This is a genomic window from Streptomyces niphimycinicus, assembly GCF_018883605.1.
Taxonomy (GTDB): Bacteria; Actinomycetota; Actinomycetes; order Streptomycetales; family Streptomycetaceae; genus Streptomyces; species Streptomyces niphimycinicus.
Genome location: NZ_JAHLEM010000036.1, coordinates 58,383 through 81,811, shown reverse-complemented (window position 1 = coordinate 81,811; position 23,429 = coordinate 58,383). Strand labels below are relative to the sequence as shown.

At 70.0% G+C, this 23,429-nt stretch carries 21 protein-coding genes and 2 pseudogenes; 10 read left to right on the top strand and 13 right to left on the bottom strand.

What is annotated here, in order from left to right:
* Positions 1-328 precede the first annotated feature (328 nt).
* From KN815_RS04550 to KN815_RS04540, 3 genes are all read left to right on the top strand, one after another.
* Positions 329-1,348 carry an NAD(P)/FAD-dependent oxidoreductase gene (locus KN815_RS04550; protein WP_216340416.1) on the top strand — a complete coding sequence of 340 codons (1,020 nt, stop codon included), beginning with the start codon at positions 329-331 and terminating at the stop codon, positions 1,346-1,348.
* A gap of 1 nt (position 1,349) precedes the next feature.
* Complete coding sequence (locus KN815_RS04545) at positions 1,350-1,670, top strand: ferredoxin family protein (RefSeq protein WP_211121632.1); 321 nt, start codon at positions 1,350-1,352, stop codon at positions 1,668-1,670.
* Between the two features lie 151 nt (positions 1,671-1,821).
* Entirely contained in the window at positions 1,822-2,634 is an 813-nt protein-coding gene (locus KN815_RS04540) for an IclR family transcriptional regulator (RefSeq protein ID WP_216340414.1), read from the top strand.
* A gap of 57 nt (positions 2,635-2,691) precedes the next feature.
* On the opposite strand, the gene KN815_RS04535 is transcribed toward KN815_RS04540, so the two are convergent.
* The gene (locus tag KN815_RS04535) at positions 2,692-3,909 is read right to left on the bottom strand and encodes an ROK family protein (protein WP_216340412.1); all 1,218 of its coding nucleotides are present in this window, start codon (positions 3,907-3,909) and stop codon (positions 2,692-2,694) included.
* Between the two features lie 197 nt (positions 3,910-4,106).
* Between KN815_RS04535 and KN815_RS04530 the strand changes: the two genes are divergently transcribed.
* The 3 genes and pseudogenes from KN815_RS04530 to KN815_RS04520 all read left to right on the top strand — a co-directional run bounded on the left by KN815_RS04530 (position 4,107) and on the right by KN815_RS04520 (position 6,713).
* Positions 4,107-4,487 carry a hypothetical protein gene (locus KN815_RS04530; protein WP_216340410.1) on the top strand — a complete coding sequence of 127 codons (381 nt, stop codon included), beginning with the start codon at positions 4,107-4,109 and terminating at the stop codon, positions 4,485-4,487.
* Positions 4,488-4,625: 138 nt separating this feature from the next.
* Positions 4,626-5,568: pseudogene (locus tag KN815_RS04525) on the top strand (ABC transporter permease).
* The gene (locus KN815_RS04520) at positions 5,565-6,713 is read left to right on the top strand and encodes an ABC transporter permease subunit (protein ID WP_253208755.1); all 1,149 of its coding nucleotides are present in this window, start codon (positions 5,565-5,567) and stop codon (positions 6,711-6,713) included. The pseudogene KN815_RS04525 and the gene KN815_RS04520 overlap by 4 nt, the downstream one beginning before the upstream one ends.
* A gap of 202 nt (positions 6,714-6,915) precedes the next feature.
* Here the strand turns inward: KN815_RS04520 and KN815_RS04515 are convergent, their stop codons facing one another.
* Positions 6,916-7,878 carry an ABC transporter substrate-binding protein gene (locus KN815_RS04515; protein WP_216340408.1) on the bottom strand — a complete coding sequence of 321 codons (963 nt, stop codon included), beginning with the start codon at positions 7,876-7,878 and terminating at the stop codon, positions 6,916-6,918.
* A 71-nt stretch (positions 7,879-7,949) separates the two neighbouring features.
* Positions 7,950-9,086, bottom strand: a complete 1,137-nt coding sequence (locus KN815_RS04510) for an LLM class flavin-dependent oxidoreductase (protein WP_216340406.1) — start codon at positions 9,084-9,086, stop codon at positions 7,950-7,952.
* Between the two features lie 667 nt (positions 9,087-9,753).
* Here KN815_RS04510 and KN815_RS04505 point away from each other — a divergent pair.
* Positions 9,754-10,758 carry an amino acid ABC transporter permease gene (locus KN815_RS04505; protein ID WP_216340404.1) on the top strand — a complete coding sequence of 335 codons (1,005 nt, stop codon included), beginning with the start codon at positions 9,754-9,756 and terminating at the stop codon, positions 10,756-10,758.
* Positions 10,759-10,824: 66 nt separating this feature from the next.
* On the opposite strand, the gene KN815_RS04500 is transcribed toward KN815_RS04505, so the two are convergent.
* The 8 genes and pseudogenes from KN815_RS04500 to KN815_RS04465 form a co-directional block, all read right to left on the bottom strand.
* On the bottom strand, positions 10,825-11,340 hold the full coding sequence (locus tag KN815_RS04500) for a flavin reductase (protein ID WP_240450871.1): 516 nt from the start codon (positions 11,338-11,340) through the stop codon (positions 10,825-10,827).
* Between the two features lie 68 nt (positions 11,341-11,408).
* The gene (locus KN815_RS04495) at positions 11,409-12,161 is read right to left on the bottom strand and encodes an SDR family NAD(P)-dependent oxidoreductase (protein WP_216340400.1); all 753 of its coding nucleotides are present in this window, start codon (positions 12,159-12,161) and stop codon (positions 11,409-11,411) included.
* Positions 12,158-12,526 carry a hypothetical protein gene (locus tag KN815_RS04490; RefSeq protein WP_216340398.1) on the bottom strand — a complete coding sequence of 123 codons (369 nt, stop codon included), beginning with the start codon at positions 12,524-12,526 and terminating at the stop codon, positions 12,158-12,160. Before KN815_RS04490 ends, KN815_RS04495 begins: the two co-directional genes overlap by 4 nt.
* A 105-nt stretch (positions 12,527-12,631) precedes the next feature.
* Positions 12,632-13,795 (bottom strand): acyl-CoA dehydrogenase family protein, encoded by a 1,164-nt coding sequence (locus tag KN815_RS04485; RefSeq protein WP_216340396.1) that lies wholly within the window; start codon positions 13,793-13,795, stop codon positions 12,632-12,634.
* A 100-nt stretch (positions 13,796-13,895) separates the two neighbouring features.
* On the bottom strand, positions 13,896-15,332 hold the full coding sequence (locus tag KN815_RS04480) for an ATP-binding protein (protein ID WP_216340393.1): 1,437 nt from the start codon (positions 15,330-15,332) through the stop codon (positions 13,896-13,898).
* An 11-nt stretch (positions 15,333-15,343) separates the two neighbouring features.
* Positions 15,344-15,961 (bottom strand): response regulator transcription factor, encoded by a 618-nt coding sequence (locus tag KN815_RS04475; protein ID WP_216340392.1) that lies wholly within the window; start codon positions 15,959-15,961, stop codon positions 15,344-15,346.
* A gap of 48 nt (positions 15,962-16,009) precedes the next feature.
* Positions 16,010-16,844 (bottom strand): annotated as a pseudogene (locus KN815_RS04470) (ATP-binding cassette domain-containing protein).
* A complete protein-coding gene (locus KN815_RS04465) occupies positions 16,841-17,725 on the bottom strand; it encodes an ATP-binding cassette domain-containing protein (protein ID WP_253208754.1) in 885 nt (294 codons plus the stop codon). Before KN815_RS04465 ends, KN815_RS04470 begins: the two are co-directional and overlap by 4 nt.
* Here KN815_RS04465 and KN815_RS04460 point away from each other — a divergent pair.
* Positions 17,700-18,125, top strand: coding sequence for an ROK family protein (locus KN815_RS04460; RefSeq protein ID WP_253208753.1), 426 nt, complete (start codon positions 17,700-17,702; stop codon positions 18,123-18,125). The two genes, KN815_RS04465 and KN815_RS04460, sit on opposite strands and share 26 nt — an antisense overlap.
* 78 nt (positions 18,126-18,203) lie before the next feature.
* On the opposite strand, the gene KN815_RS04455 is transcribed toward KN815_RS04460, so the two are convergent.
* Positions 18,204-19,658 (bottom strand): glyceraldehyde-3-phosphate dehydrogenase, encoded by a 1,455-nt coding sequence (locus KN815_RS04455; RefSeq protein ID WP_216340390.1) that lies wholly within the window; start codon positions 19,656-19,658, stop codon positions 18,204-18,206.
* A 380-nt stretch (positions 19,659-20,038) separates the two neighbouring features.
* Between KN815_RS04455 and asnB the strand changes: the two genes are divergently transcribed.
* On the top strand, positions 20,039-21,871 hold the full coding sequence (gene asnB / locus KN815_RS04450; RefSeq protein WP_216340422.1) for an asparagine synthase (glutamine-hydrolyzing): 1,833 nt from the start codon (positions 20,039-20,041) through the stop codon (positions 21,869-21,871).
* Positions 21,872-21,953: 82 nt separating this feature from the next.
* On the opposite strand, the gene KN815_RS04445 is transcribed toward asnB, so the two are convergent.
* The gene (locus KN815_RS04445; protein ID WP_216340388.1) at positions 21,954-22,613 is read right to left on the bottom strand and encodes a TetR/AcrR family transcriptional regulator; all 660 of its coding nucleotides are present in this window, start codon (positions 22,611-22,613) and stop codon (positions 21,954-21,956) included.
* Between the two features lie 171 nt (positions 22,614-22,784).
* Between KN815_RS04445 and KN815_RS04440 the strand changes: the two genes are divergently transcribed.
* A complete protein-coding gene (locus KN815_RS04440) occupies positions 22,785-23,414 on the top strand; it encodes an MSMEG_1061 family FMN-dependent PPOX-type flavoprotein (RefSeq protein ID WP_216340387.1) in 630 nt (209 codons plus the stop codon).
* Positions 23,415-23,429: the final 15 nt, after the last annotated feature.

Below are 23,429 nucleotides of genomic sequence, written 5' to 3'. Positions count from 1 at the left end.
CTGGGCCGCGACGGTGTCCTCGGTCGAGGGCGGGCGGGTCCGTCTTGACGCGCGGATCCTCAAGGCCGACGGCTCCGAATGCGTCACGGGGACGGTGGAGGTGACGCTCGCCGGGTGAGAGCCCGGCTCGTCCGGGTGCGGGTGCGGGAGCGGTGGAACCCAAGGCTGACAGGGGCCTTGGGTTCCACCGCTCCCGTGTGTCCGGGCCACGGTGTCCGGGCGCCACCGGTTGCTCGCCGTGTCCCGGCGCCACCGGTTGCTCGCCGTGTCCCGGCAGGCGGACCGATTCCATTGGACCGTGATCCGGGCCTGCCTACGCTCCCTTTCCATGAGCGTTCTCAACGTTGAGCCGGTCGCCGCAAAGGACGCGGCGGTGGTCGAGACGGACATCCTGATCATCGGCGCCGGCCCGTCGGGCCTGTACGGCGCCTACTGCGCGGGCTTCCGCGGACTGCGGGTCGCCGTGATGGATGTGCTGCCCCAGCGGGGCGGCCAGATCAGCGCGATGTACCCGGAGAAACCAATCTTCGACATCGCCGGATTCGCCTCGGTCCGCGGCCGCGACCTGGTCGACAACCTGGTCGCCCAGGCGGAGACACATGGCACCCGCTATCTCCTCGGCCACCGCGCGACGGAGCTGTCCTACGACGACGGCCTGCCCGTGGTCCGCAGCGACCGGGGGACGACCGTACGGGCCGGGGCGGTGGTGATCACCGGTGGCGTGGGGACCTTCACTCCCCGCCCGCTGCCGGCCGGGGAGGACTTCCTCGGCCGCGGCCAGGTGTACTTCGTGCCCGACCCCACCGCCCACGCCGGCCATGACGTGGTGGTCGTCGGCGGTGGCGACAGCGCCTTCGACTGGGCGGCCCTGCTGGCGCCCATGGCGCGCTCGGTCCGGCTGGTGCACCGCACCGCGCGGTTCCGCGCCCACCGCGCGTCGGTGGAGAAGGTCCGGGCACTGGGCATCGAGATCCTTACCGACTCCGAGGTCAGCGGCCTGTACGGCGGCGTGCTGCTGGAGGAGGTCGAGATCCGCCACCGCGTGACGAAGGACACCACGCGCCTCCCCGCGCAGACCGTGGTGGCGGCCCTCGGCTTCATCGCCGACCTCGGCCCGCTGCGGGACTGGGGCCTCACCCTGGAGGCGCGCCGAATCGCCGTGGACACCCACATGGCCACCAACCTCCCCCGCGTCTTCGCGGCCGGCGACATCACCGACTACCCGGGCAAGGTGCGCCTGATCTCCGTCGGCTTCGGCGAGGCCGCCACGGCCGTCAACAACGCCGCCACGGTCATCGACCCGGAGGCGGCGCTGTTCCCCGGGCATTCCACCGAGAAGGAGAACTGACATGGCCTACGTCATCGGCGCGTCCTGCGTTGACATCATGGATCGGTCCTGCATGGAGGAGTGCCCGGTCGACTGCATCTACGAGGGCGAGCGCAAGCTCTACATCAACCCGGTGGAGTGCATCGACTGCGGCGCCTGCGAGGTCGCCTGCCCGGAGCAGGCGATCACCGTGGACCGGAAGGCGGATCCCGAGCACCGCGCGGACAACCGGCGGTTCTTCGAGGAGGTCCTGCCCGGCCGGGACGCCCCGCTGGGCACCCCCGGTGGCGCCGGGGCGGTCGGCCCACTGGGCGCCGACACCGCTCTGGTGGGGGGCGGCTGAGCGCACTGGACGCGGCGCTCCAGCCGGTGGCCCCCACCGGATTCCGACCACTCACACCATTCCTACCAGGCAAAAAAATCTCTATATTGTCCATCCTCAGAACTAATGGTGTCCTTGGTCGAGGCACACCAGCGGGCGAGGAGGGCATGTCGTGACGACTGCATCGGTACCTCGTGGCAACGGCGAGGAAGCCCGGTCGGACGGGCGGTCCCCCAGGTCCGTCCTCGGCAAGGTCGGGCTCATCCTGTCCGCGTTCGGCGACGGCGACCTCGCCCTCAGTCTCACGGAGCTGACGGCGCGCACCGGGGTCGCCAAGGCCACGGTGCACCGGCTCTGCCAGGACCTCGTCGCCTGCGAAATGCTGGAGCGGGACGGCTCGGACTACCGGCTCGGCCTGCTGTTGTACTCGATCGGCCTGCGCGCGCCCCGGCAGCGCACCCTGCGCCACGCCGCACGACCTGCCCTGGAGAACCTCGCGCAGGCCCTCGACAGCCCGGTGAGCCTGTCCGTGCCGAACGGCAGCGAGCTGCTGTGCATCGACAACGCGGGCCGCCACCGCAACCGGGCCGGGGCCTCGATCGGCGGGCGGCTGCTCCAACTGCACAGCACCGCCCCGGGAAAGCTCACCCTGGCCCTGCTGCCCGAGCAGTACCCGCTGGCGCGGCTGGCCCCCCATATGCGCCGGATGACCGCCCGTACCCTCACCGCCGACCGGCTCCCGGGCGAACTCGTCCGCATCCAGGAGCAGGGCTACGCCACCGACTGCGAGGAGCACCGGCTCGGCTATACCGCCGTGGCCGTGCCCGTGCGCGGGCCGCGGGACGGCACCTACCTGGGCGCGCTGTCGGTCGTCGCCCCCACGGCACGCCAGAACGTGCCCCGTACGCTCGCGGCGCTGCGGACCGCGTCGGACGCCGTCACCACCCGGCTTTCGGTGATCGAGGCATACCGCACCGAGCCGTAGCCCCCAGCGCGTGGCCCCAGTCCGGAGCCCCTGGTCCGTGGCCCCGGCCGGTAGCCCTCAGTCGACGAGCAGCCGGGCTATCCCGCGTTCGCTGAAGACGTCCCCGGTGGCGAGGGCCACCGCACCGTGCAGGGCCGAGGCGGCACCGAGCTGTGTGGTGGTGATCGTCAGCTTCCGCGTGGCCAGTGGCAGGGCGCGCTGGTAGACCACCGCCCGCACCCCGGAGAGCAGGTCGTCGCGCAGTTCGCTGAGCGGCCCGCCGAGGACGAGGGTGCGGGGGTTGAACATGTAGACGAGCATGGCGGCGAGTTCGCCGATCTCGGTGGCCGCCTGCCGCAGGGCGCGGACCGCGGGCGGGTCGTTGTTCGCGACGCGCTCCGCGAGTTCGTGGACCCCGTGCAGCGGATCCTCCTCGGTGGACTCGGGGATGCCCAGAGTCCGCAGTACGGCGCGGTGCGAGGCGATGGCGCGCACACAGCCGACATTGCCACAGGTGCACAGGGCGGTGCCGCCGCCGAGAGACCGGATGTGGCCGACATCGCCGGCCGCGCCGTCCGCGCCGCGGTAGATCCGGCCCTCCGCGGTGGCGAGCCCCGCCCCGATCCCGGTGGCGATCTTGAGGCAGAGCACCGGGGTTTCGGCCCGGGCGTGCACGGCCTCGCCGAGGGCCATGAGGTTCGCGTCGTTGTCGACCTGGGCGGGGGCGCGGAACCGGGTCCGCAGCCGTTCGGCGACCGGGAAGCCGTCCCAGCCGGGCATGCCGTTGGGCCGGAGGGGGGAGCCGCGCCACGGGTCCACCGGGGCGGGCAGGCCCATCACCACCTGGCGGACCCGGTCGGGGTCGCACCCGGACCGCTCCAGCAGGGCGAACAGCCGGTCGCACACCAGCTCCAGGACCGTTTCCGGTCCCGCGTCGATCCGCACGAGCACCGTGTCCCGCGCGAGGATGCGTCCGCCGAGGTCGGCGATCGCGATCCGCGTCTCCAGGTTGTCGACGTCGGCGACGGCGATGGTTCCCGCCCGCGGGCTCAGCGTCAGCAGCCGCGGGGGCCGCCCGCGCACCGATTCGCCGGACTCCAGCTCCTGGAGGATGTCGCGGCCGAGGAGTTGGTCCACCTGCTGGCCGACCGTGGAGCGGGCCAGACCACTGCGCCGCGCGATCTCGGCACGGTTGGTCGCCTCACCGGCCACCACGAGGTCCAGCACTCTGCGCAGTCCGACGGGGACCGCGGGCAGCAGTGCCCGGTCGGCGGAACGACCGTCATCTTCACGCATTTCCTCAACCTAGCCGTCGTGGATCACCGGCGGCCAGCCTTCCTTTAAGACGTTATTAGTTTGCAAGGAAAATTAACAACTGCCTCTTGTTCGAGGTAACCGAACTAAACGAAGGTGTTGGGCGAGGCGAACACGCCTCAGTCAACCGCCAGAAGAGGGCCGTCCTCTAGCAATCCCCGTTCCCGAAGTCAATGGCGGTGGACCGCTCCACGAGGTGCGGCCCGCCTCCGCGGCACCCGTGCCGCGGCCGTACGCGACCCGCGCACACCGACAAGATCCCGTTCACCCGGCTGTTCACGGCCCTCCAGTCCGGCCAGTACGCGATGTCGTGGTTCAAGCTCCAGTCCGGCCAGCCCTGGGACTTCATCCAGTCCGAACTGGCCAAGGGCGCCGCCTGGAACCCCGCCAAGGACTTCGACCTCAAGCTCAACTCCATGGTCGACAAGGCGCAGAAGGCCCGGGAGCGGCACAGACCGCCGCGTTCCGCGAGATCAACGCCTACCTCCAGAACCACGCCTTCAACGCGCCCTGGGATGTGCTGGACGCCGTCCAGGGCAACTCCAAGAAGATCAAAGTGACGCCCCGGGCCTTTGTCTCGGCGGTACCGATCTACGGCATGGCCTCCGCCGGCTGACGCGACGGCGGAGCGGACCGCACACCGCCCCGCCCCGTCCGCGACAGATCCCGCATCCGCCGACGCAGAAGGAACGAACGCGATGCTGACCTTTCTCGTGCGCCGCGTCGCGGCCGGTCTGGTGCTCCTCTATGCGCTCGCGACGATGGCGTTCGCGATGATGAGCCTCACCGGGACCGACGCCGCGCGCAATATCGCCGGCAATATGGCGACGCCCGCGCAAATCGCCGCCAAAGAAACACGAGTTGGGCCTGGACCGGCCGTGGATCGCCCAGTACGGACAGTGGCTGAGCCATGCCGTCCGGGGCGACTTCGGGACCTCCTGGTTCGGCGGTGACTCCGTCTCCGAAAGCCTGGTGCTCAAGGCACCGGTGTCCCTGTCCATCGTGGTCGGCGGACTTCTGCCGGCCGCCGTCCTCAGTGTGGTGCTCGGTGTCGCCGCCGCCGTACGGCGCGGCCGGCTCGACCGGGTGGTGCAGGCGACCGCGATCGTCGGCTACGCGGTACCGAGTTTCCTGATGGCGCTGATGCTCTCCGCCACCCTCGCCGTCCAGTTGCGCTGGCTCCCGGCGACCGGATACGTACCGCTGGCCGACTCCCCCTCCGGCTGGCTCCAGTCCATCACCCTCCCCGCCGTCTCGCTCGCCATCGGCGCCATCGCCGCCACCGCCCAGCAGGTGCGCGGCTCGGTCATCGACGTACTGCGCCAGGGCTTCGTACGCACCCTGCGCAGCCGGGGCATGAGCGAGCGGCGGGTGCTCTTCCGGCATGTGCTGCGCAACGCGGCGCCCCCGGCACTGACCGTGCTCTCCCTTCAGTTCATCTCCCTGGTCGGCGGCGCCGTCGTCATCGAGAAGGTCTTCGGACTTCCCGGAGTGGGCTCCGCCGCGGTGACGGCGACCGTCAACGGCGACACGCCGCTGGTCATGGGCGTCGTGGTCTACCTCGTCCTCATCGTCGTGGCGGTCAACCTGCTGGTGGACCTCGCCTACGGCCGGCTCAATCCGAAGGTTCGTGTCCGATGACGCAATCCGCACGCCGCGACACCCGCGGCACCCTCGACCCCGCTCCGGGCACCGCCCGCCGGCGCGGCCATCCGCTGAGCCGTCTGCCGCACAACCGGGTGGCGGTGGTGTGCCTGGTCCTGCTGGCCCTCATCGTCGCGGCCAGTGTGTTCGCGCCGCTGCTCACCTCGGCCGGCCCCACCCGCTCCACCCTGGACGACGCCTTCGCCCCGCCCGGCGGCGGTCACCTCCTCGGCGCCGACAGCGTCGGACGGGATGTGCTCGCACGGCTGCTGTACGGCGGCCGGGTCAGCCTGCTGGGCGGGTTCATCGCCGTGGCGGTCGCCCTGCTGATCGGTGTTCCGGCCGGGTTGCTCGCCGGCTACTACCGTGGCCGACTCGACGCCGTCGTGAGCTGGGTGGCGAGTCTCGTCATGGCCGCGCCCGCCATCATGGTGCTGCTGGTCTCCATCGCCGCGATCGGCCCCGACACCAATGCGACGATGGCGATGCTCGGCCTCATCCTCGCCCCCGGTGTCTTCCGCCTGGTGCGGGCCTCCGTCACCTCGATGCGCGAGGAGCTGTACGTCGACGCCGCCCGCGTCAGCGGACTCGGCGACGCCCGCATCGTGCGGCGGCACATCCTGCCGGTGGTACAGGCACCCACCATCATCCAGTCGGCGCAGATGTTCGGCGTGGCCGTCGTCATCCAGGCGGGCATCGAATTCCTCGGCCTCGGCTCGGCCGGGCAGGCGAGCTGGGGCGCGATGCTCAACGAGGCGTTCGCCAATCTGTACACCAAGCCCTCGCTGCTGGTGGCTCCCGGCCTGACGATCGTGATCACCGTGGCGACGCTCGGCCTGCTCGCCAACGCCCTGCGTGACGCGCTCGTGGCGTCCCTGGGCGCCACGCCCGTTCCGTACGACGGCGATGACACCGCGGACCGGCTGGCCACCGCGCTTCCTCAGGGGGCCGACGCCGTGCTGGACCTGGTGGGCGGCGATGCGCTGGACACGGTGTCCACCCTGATGTCCCCTGGCTGTCGTGTCCTCACGGTGGCCGACCCGGACACCGCGGCCCGCTTCGGCGCCCGGCCGCTGTCCCGCGGCAACCGGGCGCAGCCCCTCGGCGAACTCGCCCGCCGGGTCAACGACCAGATCAAATGAGCTGGTTGATCATTTCGTCACCGGGCGTCAACGGTGAAACCCTGTTCCGGAGCCGCCCCGGTACGAGACCGCTTCGCAGCAGCGCCGGCAAGGCGCGGCCAGTAGCCCACCGCGCGCCCGACTCCGGACGAGGCGGACGAGGCGGTGGCAGTGGCAGCGTGGCGACGGCGAATCCGTGAGGATCCCCTCGTCGGGTCCTTGTTCACCCTTGGGTGTGTTCGGGCGGGTTGATCCGCGACGCGTCGATCGCGGAGGCGCTGGTGCCCCACTTCTTGAGGATCCGGGCGTAGCTGCCGTTCTCGATCAACTCGTTGACGGCGGCCTGGAAGGCGCGGGTGAGCGGGGAGCCCTTCTTGAAGGCGAAACCGACGTCGAGGCGGTGGTACTCGCCGAGGAAGGAGGTATGGGCGGCGGACTGGGCCGCTTGGTAGCGCAGTCCGTTGATGGTGGACATGACGACGTCGATGCGGCCTTGTTGCAGGGCCGTGAGGACGGCCCCGTTTTCCGCGTAGACCTTCACGTCGTACGGCTTCTTCCCGGCCTTGGCGCACACCCCCTTCTGCCGGGTAAGGGTCGCCTCGAAGGTGGTGCCGGCCCCGGTGCCGATGGTCAGCCCGCACAGCTCGGTCAGATCGCTGACCTTCCGGCTGAGCGCCGTGCCGCCCTTCTTGACCGCGAAGCCCTGGCCGTCGTTGATATAGGTGACGAAGTCGATGGTCTTCAGACGCTCGGCGGTCACGCCGAAGTTGCCGGTGCCCACGTCGAACTTGCCGCTGCCGAGGGCGGGCAGGATCGTCTCGAAGGAGGCGTCCTGGCGTTCCAGCCCGACACCGAGCACCTTGGCCACCGCGTCGGCGATGTCGATGTCCTGGCCCGCGGGCTTCTTGTCCGGGCCGTTCGGGTAGTAGGCGCCCGGCGGGAACCCGATCGAGCTGCCCATCCTCAGGGTGCCGGATCTGGCGACGTCGGCGGGCAGCAGGGCGGCGACGGAGTCCACCTTCCGTACGGCGGCCACCGGGTCGTCGGTCGGCGCGGGAGCTGCCTGGGCGCCCGCCGGCGTTGTGCCGTCCGTGCCGCCGGAGCCACCGCAGGCGGTCAGCGCCAGGAGTGACAGCAGCGTCAGCGCGGCGATGCGCGGCCGAGTTCTGGTCCCGGGGTGGTTCACAGGCTGGGGGCCTTTCCGTTCCGCGCCCTGATGGCGGCGATGGGGATATCCGTGTGGGCGTGCGACGGAGGTCATCCGCGCACGGCGGCCAGGGTCTGCGAGCCACGCGCCGCACGCTCGGCATCACGCTTGGCGACCTCCTCGCGGACGATCGGGATCACGTGCCGGCCAAAGTCGATGGCGTCGCCCAGCAGGTCGTAGCCGCGGGCGGACAGGATGTCGACGCCGAGGTCGTAGTAGTCGAGCAGTGCCCGGGCGACCGTCTCGGGGGTGCCGACCAGGGCGTTGGAGTTGCCCGCCCCACCGGTCGCCGCGGCGGTCGGCGTCCACAGCGCGCGGTCGTAGCGCTCCCCCGCCTCGGCGATGGCGATCAGCCGCTGTGAGCCGGAGTTCTGCGGGTGTGCCTGCCCGGTGTGGCGCCTGGTGACCGGCTCGCCGCTCGCCTTGCGGGCCTCGATCGCGCCCACCGTACGGCGGGCCTTCTCCCAGGCCAGTTCCTCGGTCGGGGCGATGATCGGGCGGAACGCCACCTGGATGCGCGGGATGTCGGTACGGCCCGCGGCCTTCGCGGCGGCCTTCACCGCCTCGATCTGCTCGGCGGTCTTCTCCAGGGGCTCGCCCCACAGGCAGTAGATGTCGGCTTCGGCGCCTCCCGCGGCGTACGCGGCGGGAGACGATCCGCCGAACGAGATGTCCGGGCGGGGCTGTTGGGCCGGGAAGACGTCACTGACGAAGTCACGGAAGCGGTAGTGCTCGCCCTCGTGGTCGAAGGACTCGTGAGTGGTCCAGATCTTCCTGACGATCTGGATGTACTCGCGGGTGCGGGCGTAGCGCTGGTCCTTGGTGAGCGTGTCGCCCTCACGGCCCTGCTCGTGGTCGTTGCCGCCGGTGATGAAGTGCACGGTCAGCCGCCCCTCGCTGATCTGGTCGAGAGTGGCGAAGGTCTTGGCGGCGAAGGTCGGATACGAGACGTTGGGCCGGTGGGCGAGCAGGATCTGGAGCCTGTCCAGCCTGCTCGCGATGTACGCGGCGGCCGGCGCGGGGTCGGGCGATCCGGATCCGTAGGCGAACAGCACCCGGTCCCAGCCATGGTCCTCGTGGGCCCTGGCAAGCCGGAGTGTGTACTCCTTGTCGAATGCGCCACCGGAGCGCGCTGTGGTCTCGGAACCGTCATGGGTCGCGGCGATGCCGAGGAATTCCACGGGCATGGAAATGGCCTTTCGGGAGGACAGGGGGAGCACGCGGACAGGCCGGAATGGCCTTCGCATGGCCGTATGTGACGGCATTGGGGAAATGCCACTGGCTGGAGCAGGCGTGACGACGCCGGGGCGTCGGGAAGGGGTGGCGGCAGCGTGTGTCCGGGCGCTCGCAGGGCCGTGTCCGAACGCGGCTCAGCGCCCGCGTACGGCGGTGATACGACGAGAGAGCTCGGCCCGCGACGGGGTCACCGAGGGAGGGAAGGGCCGGTCAGACAGCCCGCTGCCGAGTCAGGCGCAACATGCGGCCGACCACACCCGACCGAAGTCGATGTGGCCACGGGTGACCAGACGCTGCTCGGTATTCATGGGAGCAATTAGGCAGTACACAACGCCTCTCGTCAACCACCGCCCGCATACCGGACCGGCGTTGACCGGTTCCCATGTGTTCACCGGTTCCCATGTGTTCTTGACAGACGCATGCGCTGGGCACATAAGATCGATGACGGACGGGCCCGCCGCGCGCGGAGGCCCTTCCGGCCGCGTTGAGGGACGCGGTGAGCGTGATGACGCCGAGCCCGGCCGCACCGTACCCGCGTACCGCCTTCTCGGGTGTTCGTGTGCGCGTCCCGCCGGACTGTCGCCGACGCCCGTGCCCCCTCACCCGGAGAGCTTCCCGATGGCCACGCCTTCCCGTACCACCGCTCCCGACGCGGTGCCCGTTCCCGTCGACAAGCGCCCCGAGACGGGCGTCCCCGGTCCCGGTGACCTGCCGCGGATCGTGCCGCGCCGACGCATCGGGCGCCGGCTGACCGCCGCCGCCGCGCTCCTGGTCTTCGCGATGGTGGTCAACTCCGTTGCGCGCAATGACGCTTTCCAGTGGGACGTGGTGGGCCGGTACTTCACCACCCGCGCCGTGCTGGACGGACTGCTGCTGACCCTGTGGCTGACCGGCGCGGTGATGGTGCTCGGGTTTCTGCTCGGCATCCCGCTGGCGGTGATGCGGCTGTCCACCAACCCCGTGCTGTCCATACTGAGTTGGGGCTATGTGTGGATCTTCCGCGCCACTCCGCTGCTGGTGCAGTTGCTGTTCTGGTTCAACATCGGCGCTCTGTACCCGACACTCGGCCTCGGCGTCCCGTTCGGCCCGCAGTTCGTCACCGTCAAGACGGTCAACCTGCTCGGCCCCACCCTCACCGCCGTCATCGGCCTGACCCTGCACGAGGCCGCCTACGCCGCCGAGGTGATACGCGGCGGCATCCTGTCCGTGGACTCCGGCCAGACCGAGGCCGCCCAGGCACTCGGGCTCGGCAAACGGCGCACACTGCGCCGGATCGTCATTCCGCAGGCGATGCGTTCCATCGTGCCGACCGCGGGAAACATGCTGATCGGCACGCTCAAGGGCACCAGCATCGTCAGCGTGCTGGCCGTGCACGACCTGCTGTACTCGGTGCAACTGGTCTACAACCAGAGCTACCAGGTCATCCCGCTGCTCATGGTGGCCACCCTCTGGTACATCGCGGTCACCACCGTACTGAGCGTGGGACAGTTCTACGTCGAGCGCTACTACGCACGGGGGTCCGCGCGGGCACTGCCGCCCACCCCACTGGAACGGCTGCGCGCCCGTGCGGCCGCCGTCCCGAGCGCCCGATCGCGCGCCACGACGGCCAAGACCACCGTCTGACGCCGTGGTCCCGTCCGGCCACGAGGGCCGGACGGGACCATGCGGTACCCCACCGCGTCATCGGGTTCAGGACCGGGTGCCTTCCGGTATCAGGGGGGTGGCGTCGAGACGGTGGAACGCGCGGTTGAAGTAGACGAGGCTCTGGCCGCCCGAGTGGGTGCGGATCCGCTCGATGTCGACGAAGAGCACGCTGTGGGAGCCCATGGGGACGGCGTGTGTGATCGTGCCGATGGCGCTCACCAGGGCGTCCTTCAGGACCGGCACATCGTGGGCGCGGTCCCAGACGTCCCAGGTGAAGCGCTCGGCCATCGGCACCTTCGTGGCCCCGGCGAAGTGCAGGGCCAGTTCCTGCTGGGCGCCGCCGAGCACATTGACGCAGACCCTTCCATTGGCCCGGAACACATCGTGCATGGCGCTGCCGCGGTTGACGCAGACCAGAACGGTCGGCGGATCGTCGGTCACGGAGCAGACCGCGCTGACGGTGATGCCACAGCGGCCGTTCGGGCCGTCGGTGGTCAGGATGTTGACGGCCGCCGGGAGATGCGCCATCGCCTCCCGGAACTGGGACGGGTCGGGGGTCACGGCGGTGCCCCTCCTCTCCTGGTTCGGTTCGGATTCGCTCGAGCGGTCGCGGTGCCCTGAGGTGAGCGTCAGCGCATGTACAGGCCGCCGTTGGCGTCCCAGCACGCGCCGGTGACCGCGTCCGCGTGGTCGGCGGCGAGCAGCACGGCCATGTCGGCGATGAACTCCGGGCGTCCCAACCGCCCTACGGGGATGGCGCGTTCGAAGGCGTCGATCTTGTCCGGCGGAATGATGTCGCGGACCACGGGCAGGTCCAGGGGGCCAGGAGAGATGGCGTTCACCGTCACCCCGTGCGAGCTGAGCTCGCGGGCGAACACCTTCGTCAGGGTGGCCACTCCCCCCTTCGCCGCCGCGTAGTGCCCACCGGTCCCCGAGCCGCCGTTCTGACCGGCGAGGGAGGCGATGTTGACGATGCGCCCATACCCCCGCTCGGCGAAGTAGGCGCCGAAGACCTGGCAGCCGAAGAAGGCGCCGTTGAGGTTGGTGGACACGATCCGGTCGAAGCTCTCGGAGCTGATGTCCATCAGCGATTCGGCCTTGGTCAGGGCGGCGTTGTTGACCAGCACATGGACGGCGCCCCAGCGGTCGACGAGCTGATCGCGGACGGCCGCGAAGGCGTTCTTGTCGCGTACGTCCAGGGCGAGCCCGGTGGTGGCGTGGCCTTCCGGATCGAGATCCGCCGCGGCCTGCACGGCGCCCGCCTCGTCCAGGTCGGTGAGGGCGACACGGTAGCCCTGGGCGCACAGCCGGCGGGCGATGTGGGCGCCGAGGCCGCCCGCCGCTCCCGTCACCAGGGCGACGCGGACGTTCTCGGTGGTCATCGGCCGGCCTCCGGCTCGGGCAGCGGGCGGCCGAGACGCGCCTCGATCTTCATATAGCGCCACAGGCCGTGCTCGCCGACCTGGACGGTGCGGAAGAGGTTGCAGGCGGCGGCGACCGTCGGCTGGTCGACCACGTCGGCGAGCACGTAGCTGGTCCAGGGCCAGGAGGCGGAGGGGCCGACCATGTGCTGGTCGTCGTCGATGGTGCCGAGGACGCTCACCCCGGGCAGTGCGTAGAGCCGCGAGAGCATGGAGGTGAAGCCGTCCCAGACGGCCTTGCCCTGGCCCGTGGGCAGATCGAAGAAGTTCTGGTTGACGCCGATGCAGAACAGCACGCGCAGGGGTGTCTCGGGGGATTCGGGCATGGATGTCCCGCCTTTCGAGGTAGCCGGGGGCAGAGGTGGTGGCCGGGGGGTTCAGAGGTGGCCGGGGGTTCAGAGGTGGCCGGGAGTTCAGAGGTGGCCGGGAGTTCAGAGGTAGCCGGGGAAGGGCTGGACGCCCATGAGGACCGCGCCCGCGCCGTCGTACATGCCCTCCTGAAGGAAGGCGTGCTGGGGGACGACCGAGGCGTCGCGCAGATAGCGTTGCATGGGGCTGCCGTCGGCGATGGCGGCGATGCCACCGAGCTGGTAGGCGGCGCGGACCACCTCGAAGGAGGTCTTCGCGAGGTGGGCGGAGGCGAGCCGCAGCGCGCTGGTCTGTCCGGGGCTCGCCGGGTCCCCGGCCGCCACGGTGGCCCACACCTCCTCGGTGGTCTCGTAGAAGTAGGCCCGCGCGGAGCGGAGTTGGGCCTCGGCCTGGCCGACCGTGATGCGATAGGTGGCGCGCTCGGCGGGTTTCGGGGCACCCGTATAGCTCGCGCGGCCGCCCTGGGCGATGACATGGTCGAGCGCGGCCCGCGCCACCCCGAGGCCGACGACGGCCAGCACCTGGGCGGCGTACGGGACGGTCGGGTAGCGGTAGAGCGGCTCGTCCACGGTGGGTTCGCCGCCGCGGACGAAGGTCCAGTCCTCGGGGACGACGGCCCCGTCCACCACCAGGTCGTGGCTTCCGGTGCCACGCATGCCGATGACGTCCCAGTTCTCGACGATCTCCACCTGCTCGGGCCGCAGCACGGCGGTGAGCGGCCGGCCACCCCGGTCCTGACCGCCCTTGATGCCCACGCCGAAGACGTCCGCGCCCTTGCAGCCGCTGGCGAACTTCCAGCGGCCGGCGACCCGGTGACCGCCCGGGACCCGCTCGGTGGGCTGCACCGGGAACAGTCCCCCGGCGAAGACCACATCGGGCCCGTCGGCGTACAGCTCGGCCTGGGTATCGAGCGGCAGCGCCGCCAGGTAGACCAGGGACGAGCCGAAGCTGGCGACCCAGCCGGCCGAGCCGTCGACGACCGAGATCCGCTCGATGAGACGGAGGAACGCGGCGGGCGGAAGGGCCTCGCCGCCGAATCGGCTCGGGGCGCTCGCCCGGTAGATTCCCGCGGCCTTGAATTCCTCGATCACATCGCGCGGAACATGCCCCATCTCCTCGAATTCGGCGCGCCGCCGGGCGACCACGTCCAGCGCCCGGTCGAACGCCGATCCGGAGGGCGACCGCCCCGCGGCCGCCGCGGCGGCGGCATCCAGCGTCTGCGTCATGAGCGAATCTCCTCGCGTTGCCGGGCGGTTCTCCCGCCCGCCTTGTCATCACGCTAGGCGCGGCCGCTCAGCGGCCTCAATGGGGAGTTGGATGCTTCCGCTAGGGGATTTCCCCTACCCGCCCCGCCCCGTCGGCGGGCAGCGTGAACCGGAAAACCGCGCCGCGCGGCTGGTTCGCGTGGACGTCCATCCGGCCGCCGTGGCGGGTGATGATGCGGTGGCTGAGGGCGAGGCCGATACCGCTGCCGTTCTCCTTGGAGGTGAAGACACCGTCGAAGAGCCGGTCCTCCGCGGGCGGGCCGTTCCCCCAGTCCTCGACGGCGAGCACGGCGGACCCGTCCTCGCCGCGCCGGGTGGTGATCCGCACCCTGCGTTCCGCCTCCGGCCGGCCGGCCATCTCGTCCACCGCGTTGAAGGCGAGGTTCATCACGACCTGTCCGATGAGCACGTTCTCGCAGCGCACCGGCAGCGGCTCGGCGGTGAGGTCGCATGCGACGGTCACCGCGTGTTCCTGGGCGCGCAGTTCGATGAAGTACGCGCAGTCGCGCACGATCGCGTTGAGGTCGGCTCGTTGCTCGGACTGTTCCAGGCGGCCGACATAGCTGCGCAGGCTGGCCAGGATGGTCCGGGCCCGCTCGATCTGCCGTACGGCGTTGTCCAGCCCCCAGGCCACGCTCTCGTCGCCGCGTCCGAGCCGGCCCCGTGCCCCTTCGACGAAGTTGTACGCGGCCGCGAGCGGCTGGCTCACCTCGTGGGCGATGGCCATCGCCATGTCGCCCATGGCGTTGTTGCGGGCCAGATGGTCCAGGCGCTGGGTGTCGCGGCGGTGCTCCTCCTCGGCGCGGACCCGGTCGGTGATGTCGTAGAAGAGCAGCATCCGGCCGTGCAGATCGCTCTCGATCTCGATGTACTGGCAGGTGGCCGCGTACCAGCGGGGCTCATCGCCGGGTGCGGCGAACCGGTAGCGGCCCTCGCGGTCGGGTACGGTCCCGTCGCGGCAGTAGCCGGTGAAGTCCGCCCCGTGGAGGTCGCCGCCGAGCAGCCTGGCCGCGGATTCGCTGGCGAAGACCACCCGGTCGGTGTCGTCGAGGACGACGATCCCCTCGGCCAGGCCGCTCAGAAAGGCCCGCAGCCTGCTCTCGGTGCGGAACAGATCGCGCCGGACCGCCTTCTCCTCGGCGATGTCCCGGAACTGCACCATCACCACCGTCCGCGCGGGCAGGGCGACGCGGATGGCGATGGCCTCGGTGAGGATCTCCTCGCCGCTCTTGGACCGGTAGCACCACTCGGTGGCGCTGATGCCGTGCTCCGCCGCCTGCCCGAGCCAGCGGTGCCCGAGCGCCCGGCTGTACTGGAGGGAGTTCTTGCTCATGTCCGGTGCCTTGAGGGGCCTGAGCTCATCGACGGTCCAGCCGAGCAGTTCGCAGGCGGCCCGGTTGGCCCAGAGGATGTCGTAGGTCCGGGCGTCGTGCAGCAGGACGCAGTACTTCAGGGCCTGCATCAGCGTCTGGAAGCCGGATGGCGCAAGACGGTCCACGGCCGGGTCCCTCATCGGTCCGCCGTGGGCCGCAGCCCCAGCCGGAGGATGTCGTGCACAAGGGCCGCGATGCTCTCGGCGCCGGTTTTCTCCCGGATCCGGGCCCGGTGCACATCGACGGTCTTGGTGCTGATGCCGAGCCGGGTGGCGATGCGCTTGTTCGGCACTCCGTCGACGGACAGCGCGAGCACCTCCCGTTCGCGGGCGGTCAGCCGGTCCAGGCTCGTCCGCAGCTCCCGCCGGCCGGCGGCCCGCTCGAAGCGCTCCCGCGCGGTGCGGAGCGCGGCCTGCACGACGTCCAGCATGTGCTGGGGGTCGTACGGCTTCTCCAGGAAGTCGACCGCGCCGTTCTGAAGGGCGCGCACCGACATCCGGATGTCGCCGTGCGCGGAGACGAAGACGACGGGCAGCGGCGCGCCCGTCTCGTTCAGCAACTGCTGTACGTCGAACCCGCTCAGCTCGGGCATGCGCACGTCCAGGACCAGGCAGGCGGGCCGGTCGCGGTCGTAGGAGCGCAGAAAGGCGTGGGCGTCCCGGAACCGCTCCGAGCGGATGCCGACCGACTCGAGGAGCCAGGCGAGCGATTCGCCCAGCTCCTCGTCGTCGTCCAGGATGTAGACGAGGGTCATCTCAGCGGGCCCGTCGGCGAACCCCGTCGAGTCCCCGGGTGCGGAAGGTCATGAGGCGGCCTCCTTCAGCCGTTCGGCCCGGCGCCGCGCCTGCCGGTCGGGGTCCGGCACCGGCGCCGCCAGCAGCAGCAGCAGCAGCAGCCGTGTGTAGGCGTGTTCCGGACGCTCGGTGACCTGGGCGGCGGTGCCCGTCTCCACGATGTCGCCACGGTACAGCACGGCCACCCGGTGGCTGATGTGCCGGACCACCGACAGGTCGTGGGTGACGAAGAGATACGCCACGCCCGTCGCCTCCTGGATCTCGGTGAACAGGTCGAGCACCCGGGCCTGGGTCGTCAGGTCGAGGGCGCTGACCGGTTCGTCGCAGACGATCAGCCGGGGGTCCCGGCACAGGGCGCGCGATGGCGATCCGCTGGCGCCGGCCGCCGGAGAACTCCCGGGGCAGCCGGTGGACCGCGTCGTGCGGGAGATACACCCGGTCGAGCAGGGTGCGCACGCGCTGTTCGGCGTCGCGCCGGGCGACGCCGGTCACCAGCAGGGGCTCGGTGAGGATGTCCAGGACCGTCATGGCCGGGTTCAGTGAGGTGAACGGGTCCTGGAAGACCACCTGGATGTCCTCGCTGAGCGCCCGCCGCTCCCGCTTGCCGAGCCGGGAGATGGCCCTTCCGCCGTACCGGATCTCGCCGCCGGTGACGGGCGCCAGACCGAGGACGGCCCGGTCCAGTGTGGTCTTGCCGGAGCCGGACTCGCCGACCAGGCCGAGGGTTTCGCCCGGTGCGATGGTCAGGGAGATGCCGTGCAGGACGCGGAAGGGATTGCGGCCGCGGCCCTTTCCGGGGTACTCCACCACGACGTCGTCGAGTTCGAGGAGCGGAGCGGTCATGATGTGGCCCCCTTGAGAGGTTCATCGGCACCGGAGTGGGCGCAGAGTCCGCCGCGGACCGGCCCGCCGTCCAGCGTCGAGTCCAGGAGAGTGCGGGTGTACGGATGCTCGGGCGCCGCGAAGATCTGCCGCATCGGCGCCGTCTCCACGATCCGCCAGCCGCGCATCACCGCGACCCGGTCGCAGATGTCGGCTACCACGCCGAAGTCATGGGTGACAAGGATCATCCCCATCTCGTGCTCCTGCTGGAGGGAGCGCATCAGGTCCAGCACCTCGGCCTGGACGGTGACGTCCAGCGCCGCGGCCCGGGACAGCCCGAGGTGGGTGCGCATGGGCTCCACGAGCTGGAAGCCGATCCGGAAGCACGGGTCGAGGTTGGACATGGGCTCCTGGGGGACGTATCCGATGCCGTGGCCGCGAAGGCGGTTCAGCGCGGCGGTGTCCATGCCCAGCAGATCCTGCCCGTCGAAGGTCAGCCGGTCGGCCGTCGCCTCGGCGTCGTCCGGCAGCAGGCCGAGGACGCAGAACGCCGTCCGGCTCTTGCCCGATCCGGACTCGCCCACCAGGCCGAGGACTTCACCGCGTGCCACGGTGAGGTCCACCCCGTCGACCACTGTCTTCTCGCCGCCGGGCTTCGGATAGCCGACGCGCAGCCCCGCCACGGTGAGGAGGCGGTCCGCGGGGTAATCGGCGGCCGGTGCGCTTATCCGCGCCAGGCGCCTACGGCGCTTGTTCACCGCCGGGCGCTCGGTGGTGTCCAGCGCGTCGCGCACCGCGTTGCCCAGCAGGCTGGAGGCCAGAATGGTCAGGCCCATCGCGGCGCCCGGCCACACCAGCGGCATGGGGGCGTTGTAGATGTTGGTGAAGGCGTCGCTCAGCATCGCGCCCCAACTGGCCTGGGACGCCTTGCCCCTCGGCATCCCCGAGTCGACCGACGACGACCCGCTGCACGGCACCCGGGTGCTCGCCCAGCGTGTCGCCGACAGCGACCCGGCCGCACTGCACGCCGTACGCCAGGCGGCCACGGAGGTCGGGGAGGTGGTCGCCGTACTGGTCCATATGTTCAATCCGCGCAGCATCATCCTGGCCGGTCCGCTGAGCGAACTCCGCGACGACCTCGTCTCCGCCGTACGAGCCGCCGTGTACCAGCGCGCCCTCCCGCTGGCCACCCGCAAGCTGACCATCACCGCGAACAGCTCAAGGGCCGCTCCGGGCTCCACGGTGGGTTCGCCCTCGCCACGCGGGACGTCTTCGGGCCGGCGGGCATCGCACGGCTGCTGACCGACGAGCCCGGAGCGGAGGGCTAGGCGGGCCGGCGGGAAGCCCGCCGAGCCCGCCGAGGCCGTCGTCGGCCGGGTATCAGGCCACCGGGGCCGGGTAGGTCGGGTACTCCACTCCGGAGACGTACTGGACGACGCGGATGACCTGGCAGGAGTAGCCGAACTCGTTGTCGTACCACAGGTAGAGGATCGCGTTGTCGCCCTCGACCTTGGTGGCACCGGCGTCGACGATCGAGGCGTGGCGCGAGCCGATGAAGTCGTTGGAGACCGCGTCGGGGGCGCTGGTGAAGTCGATCTGGCGCTTGAGCGGCGAGGTCAGGGACACATCGCGCAGATAGTCCAGGACCTCCTCGCGGCTGGTCTCGCGGGCGAGTTGCAGATTGAGGATGGCGATCGAGACGTCCGGCACCGGGACGCGGATCGAGCTGCCGGTGATCTTCGCCTCGAGGTCGGGCAGGGCCTTCGCGACGGCGGAGGCGGCACCGGTCTCGGTGATGACCATGTTGAGCGGCGCCGAGCGGCCGCGGCGGTCGGACTTGTGGTAATTGTCCAGCAGGTTCTGGTCGTTGGTGAACGAGTGGACGGTTTCCACATGGCCGCGCAGGACGCCGTACTCGTCGGCCATCGCCTTCAGCGGCGGGACGATCGCGTTGGTGGTGCAGGACGCGCAGGACAGGATCTGCTCATCCGGCTTGATCGTGTCGTGATTGACGCCATGGACGATGTTGGGCACATCGCCCTTGCCCGGCGCGGTCAGCACCACCTTGTCGATACCGGGGCGCAGATGCTTCGAGAGCCCTTCTCGATCGCGCCATTTGCCGGTGTTGTCGATGAGGATGGCGTCCTTGATGCCGTACGCCGTGTAGTCCACCGCCGTCGGGTCGTCGGCGTAGATCACCTTGATCTCGTTGCCATTGGCGACGATCGCGCTGTTCGCCTCGTCAACGGTGATCGTGCCCTGGAACTGGCCGTGAATGGAGTCGCGGCGCAGCAGCGAGGCGCGCTTGACGAGATCTTCGCCGGCCCGGCCGCCGCCCCCGCGGACGACGATGGCGCGCAGCCGCAGCCCGTTGCCGGACCCGGCCTTCTCGATGAGCAGGCGGGCGACGAGGCGGCCGATGCGGCCGAACCCGTAGAGGACGACATCGCGCCCCTCACGGCACTCGATCTTGTTGGCGCCCGTGGCACCGGCGACGGCCTCGGCGGTGAACTCCGCCACCGACAGACCGCGGTCGTCGGCTCGGTATGTCTCGGCGAGCATGCCGATGTCGATCTGGGAGGGGCCCAGGTCGAGCGCGGTGAGCGCCTTCAGGAAGGGCAGGGTGTCGGTGACCGAGAGTTCCGCACCGGCGATCTGGCGGGCGAATCGGTGGGTCTTGAGGATGCTGACGACCGACTTGTTCACCAAGGAGCGGCTGTGCAGCAGGACCGTGACGTCCCGCTCCCGATGCAGCTTCCCGATGACGGGGATCATCGACTCCGCGATCTCCTCGCGGTGCTTCCAGTTGGTGAACGAGTCCTCGTTGAGAGTCACAAATCCATCTTTCGAGCTAGGTGGCGCTCATATGGTAACCCCCCAGCTCATGGCGGAACCCAGCACCCCCGACGGCGACCGGGAGGGAGCCTGTCGAGGAACGGTCGCGGGTGAAGGAGCCTCAGCTCGCCGGGCCCGGACCTCTTTCGTATACGGCCGGCGTTTCGCTTATGAATTGCGACGTGGATATCGGCTGTAAAATGGGAATTTAGTGGGCGACTCTTTTCGGCCAGCGACCACCGCGAAACTTACCATTAACAGGAATTTACCAGTGAGAAATACCACTCCCCCAGGGGACTGCGCCCGGTAGCGATCCGCCTCCGGAGAGGTAGATGGTTTTCACAGGCAACCATCTCTGCTGAGTGAAAGGGATGATCACTGTGTGCGGCATCACCGGATGGGTCTCCTACCGCCGCGATCTGACCTCCCATCGCCAGGTCCTCGACGCCATGACCGAGACGATGGCCTGCCGAGGCCCGGACGCGGCCGGAGCGTGGGTGACCGGCAAGGCCGCGCTCGGCCACCGCAGGCTGGCCGTCATCGACCTGCCCGGCGGGGCACAGCCCATGACCGTCGACACCCCCGACGGTCCCGTGAGCATGGTCTACTCCGGTGAGGCGTACAACTTCACCGAACTGCGCGACGAACTGCGCCGCAGGGGCCATGGCTTCACCACGGACTCCGACACCGAGGTCGTCCTGCGCGGCTATGTGGAATGGGGCGAATCCCTCACCGAGAAGCTGAACGGCATGTACGCCTTCGCCATCTGGGACTCCCGCGCCGAGAAGCTGGTGATGGTCCGGGACCGGATGGGCATCAAGCCGTTCTACTACTACGAGACCGACGACGGCGTCCTCTTCGGATCCGAGCCCAAGGCCATCCTCGCCAACCCGCTCGCCGCCCCCGAGATCGGCATGGACGGGCTGCGGGAGATCTTCTCCTTCGCCAAGACACCGGGGCATGCGATCTGGAAGGGAATGAGGGAGCTGCGCCCCGGCCATATCGCCGTCGTCGACCGCAATGGACTTCGCGAGCAGGCGTACTGGCGCCTGGAGGTCTCCGAGCACACCGACGACCAGGACGCGACCGTCGCCCATGTGCGGGAGCTGCTGGAGGACATCATCGCCCGGCAGCTCGTCGCCGATGTGCCCCGCTGCACCCTGCTCTCCGGGGGTCTCGACTCCTCGGCGATGACCTCGCTCGCCGCCCGCAAGCTCGGCGAGCACGGCGAGACCGTCCGCAGCTTCGCCGTGGACTTCCCCGGGCAGGCGGAGAACTTCCGCGCGATCGACGTGGCGCCCAGCGTGGACACCCCCTATGTGCACGCCGTGGCCGAGCATGTGAAATGCGACCACCGGGACATCATGCTCGACGGCTCCGCCCTGTCCGACCCGGCCGTGCGGCAGGCGGCCATCGCCGCCAGGGATCTGCCCACCGGGCTCGGTGACCGGGACAACTCGCTCTATCTGCTGTTCAAGGCCGTTCGCGAACAGTCGACCGTGGCCCTGTCGGGCGAGTCGGCGGACGAGGTCTTCGGCGGCTACCCGTGGTTCCACGACGAGCGGCGCGAGGCCGACACCTTCCCGTGGCTCGCCGGAGGGCTGACGCTCGGCGACACCAAGAGCCTGCTGTCCCAGGACCTCACCGAGAAGCTCGACCTGGACACCTACCTCCATGACCACTACCTCAGCGCCCTGGGCGAAGTCCCCCTCAAGGACGGCGAGACCGGCCTGGAGAAGCGCATGCGGCAGGTCTGCTATCTGCATCTCACCCGCATGGTCAACACCCTGCTCGACCGCAAGGACCGGATGAGCATGGCCGTCGGCCTGGAGGTCAGGGTGCCGTTCTGCGACCACCGCCTCGTCTCCTATGTCTTCAACACCCCCTGGTCGCTGAAGACATTCGACGGGCGGGAGAAGAGCATCCTGCGCGAGGCCACCCGCGATGTGCTGCCCGAGTCCGTGGCCAACCGCAAGAAGAGCGGCTACCCCGGCAGCTTCGACCCCGCCTATCTCTCCGCCATCAAGCAGCAGGCGGGCGACCTCATCACCTCGGGACACCAGGCCCTCGAACTGTGCCGCACCGAGACGCTGAAGGAGGCGATCGCCGCACCGGCGGAGGACATCACCACCCAGCAGCGCGCCATCATCGAACGCGCCCTCGACCTTGCCACATGGATGGACCTGCGCAAGCCCACCCTCACGCTCGACTGACACCCGCGGTTCGACCGCACCGAGAGGGACGTACGGGGACCTGGCCCGCCAGGTCCCCGTCCGTCGTCCCGGTGGCCCCGCGTCAGCCGCCCTCGCGCGCCGGAGGTGCCACGGCCGCGGACGGTGCGGCCGTGAGGTAGCGGGTGAGCATCGCGACGAGTTCGTTCTCCAGCCGGGTGGTGTCGATCGACTCGGGCGCGGCGATGAGCACATGGACGACGAGCTCGATCGTGGACACGGTGAGCCGGGCGGCGACATAGGTGTCCTCGACCCGCACCTCGGGATGGCGCTCGAGCAACTCCTGGGTGTAGGCGACCCGCTCCCGCTCCTGGCGGGCGATCTTCTCGAACAACTCCGGTGAGCGCGGGGCCTGTTCGCCCATGACGCGCAGAAGCTGCGGGTCGTCGAGGTGGTTCTCGATCACGGTGCGCGCGAAACCACGGAGGATCTCCTCGAGGGAATCGGGCTCCTCCTCGTCCTGTCGTTCACGGATGGCGGCCGCCCCGGCATCGAGATGACGGGTCGCCAGCTCGGCCAGGATCGCATCCTTGTTCGGGTAGTACTGGTACAGCGAGCCGATCGAGATCCGCGCGTGCTCGGCGATGCGGTTGGTGGTCCCGGCGGCATAGCCGTATTCGGCGAAAACGTGAGCAGCCGCCGTGAGGATGCGCTGCCGGGTGAGCTCGGCCCGGGCCTGGCGGGGCTGTTTACGTGGCTGAAGTCCGCGCCGGCCTGTCGTCATGGCACCTCCTGGACGGCGCCTGAAAAGCGAGTGGCGCAAGACCTGAGTAATTACTCACAATGGTGCCATGAACTGCGGCGGAGCGGTGAACCACCGTCGTCGGCAGGGAGCGGGAGGCGACCGGCACGGCCCTCGCGCGCCCGCCGCTCCCCCCTCCCGGAAGGAGTCATCGTGACGCAGACCAGCACCCGCCCCCGACGGCTGTCGCCGGCCGAGGTCCACGCCCGGCTCGGGGATCCCGAAGCCATGGTCAAGGACAAGAAGGTCGACCATATCGACGAGCACTTCCGATTCTTCATCGCGCACTCCCCCTTCCTGACCCTGGCCACGGCGGACGCGGCGGGGCGCGCCGACTGCTCGCCCCGTGGCGACTACCCGGGCTTTGTGAAGGTCCTCGACAGCCATACGCTCGCGATTCCCGACCGCCCCGGCAACAAGATCGCCGACTCCTTCCGCAATCTCGCCGAGAACGACGGGGTCGGGCTGCTCTTCCTCATCCCCGGGATGCGGGAGACCCTGCGGGTCAACGGCCGTGGCTATCCCACCGATGAGCCCGATGTACTCGCCCGGATGCAGACCGAGGCCAGCGAACCGGTGCTGGCGATCGTCGTCGAGGTGGCGGAGGCGTACTTCCACTGCGGCCGCTCGCTGATCCGCTCCCGGCTGTGGGACCCCGCGAGCCAGGCCCTGGCCGACGAGATGCCGTCGGTCGGTGAGGTCACCGCCGCCCAAATGGGGACGGACATCGATCCGATGGTGCTCACCCACGCTCTCGAAGAGAGCTACCGCAAACTCTACTGACCACGGCACAAGGTG

Coding starts and splice junctions, on each gene's coding strand:
- KN815_RS04550 (WP_216340416.1), top strand. CDS start 329: ATGAGCGTTCTCAACGTTGAGCCGGTCGCCGCAAAGGACGCGGCGGTG.
- KN815_RS04545 (WP_211121632.1), top strand. CDS start 1,350: ATGGCCTACGTCATCGGCGCGTCCTGCGTTGACATCATGGATCGGTCC.
- KN815_RS04535 (WP_216340412.1), bottom strand. CDS start 3,909: ATGCGTGAAGATGACGGTCGTTCCGCCGACCGGGCACTGCTGCCCGCG.
- KN815_RS04520 (WP_253208755.1), top strand. CDS start 5,565: ATGACGCAATCCGCACGCCGCGACACCCGCGGCACCCTCGACCCCGCT.
- KN815_RS04510 (WP_216340406.1), bottom strand. CDS start 9,086: ATGCCCGTGGAATTCCTCGGCATCGCCGCGACCCATGACGGTTCCGAG.
- KN815_RS04505 (WP_216340404.1), top strand. CDS start 9,754: ATGGCCACGCCTTCCCGTACCACCGCTCCCGACGCGGTGCCCGTTCCC.
- KN815_RS04495 (WP_216340400.1), bottom strand. CDS start 12,161: ATGACCACCGAGAACGTCCGCGTCGCCCTGGTGACGGGAGCGGCGGGC.
- KN815_RS04490 (WP_216340398.1), bottom strand. CDS start 12,526: ATGCCCGAATCCCCCGAGACACCCCTGCGCGTGCTGTTCTGCATCGGC.
- KN815_RS04485 (WP_216340396.1), bottom strand. CDS start 13,795: ATGACGCAGACGCTGGATGCCGCCGCCGCGGCGGCCGCGGGGCGGTCG.
- KN815_RS04475 (WP_216340392.1), bottom strand. CDS start 15,961: ATGACCCTCGTCTACATCCTGGACGACGACGAGGAGCTGGGCGAATCG.
- KN815_RS04460 (WP_253208753.1), top strand. CDS start 17,700: ATGTTGGTGAAGGCGTCGCTCAGCATCGCGCCCCAACTGGCCTGGGAC.
- KN815_RS04465 (WP_253208754.1), bottom strand. CDS start 17,725: ATGCTGAGCGACGCCTTCACCAACATCTACAACGCCCCCATGCCGCTG.
- KN815_RS04445 (WP_216340388.1), bottom strand. CDS start 22,613: ATGACGACAGGCCGGCGCGGACTTCAGCCACGTAAACAGCCCCGCCAG.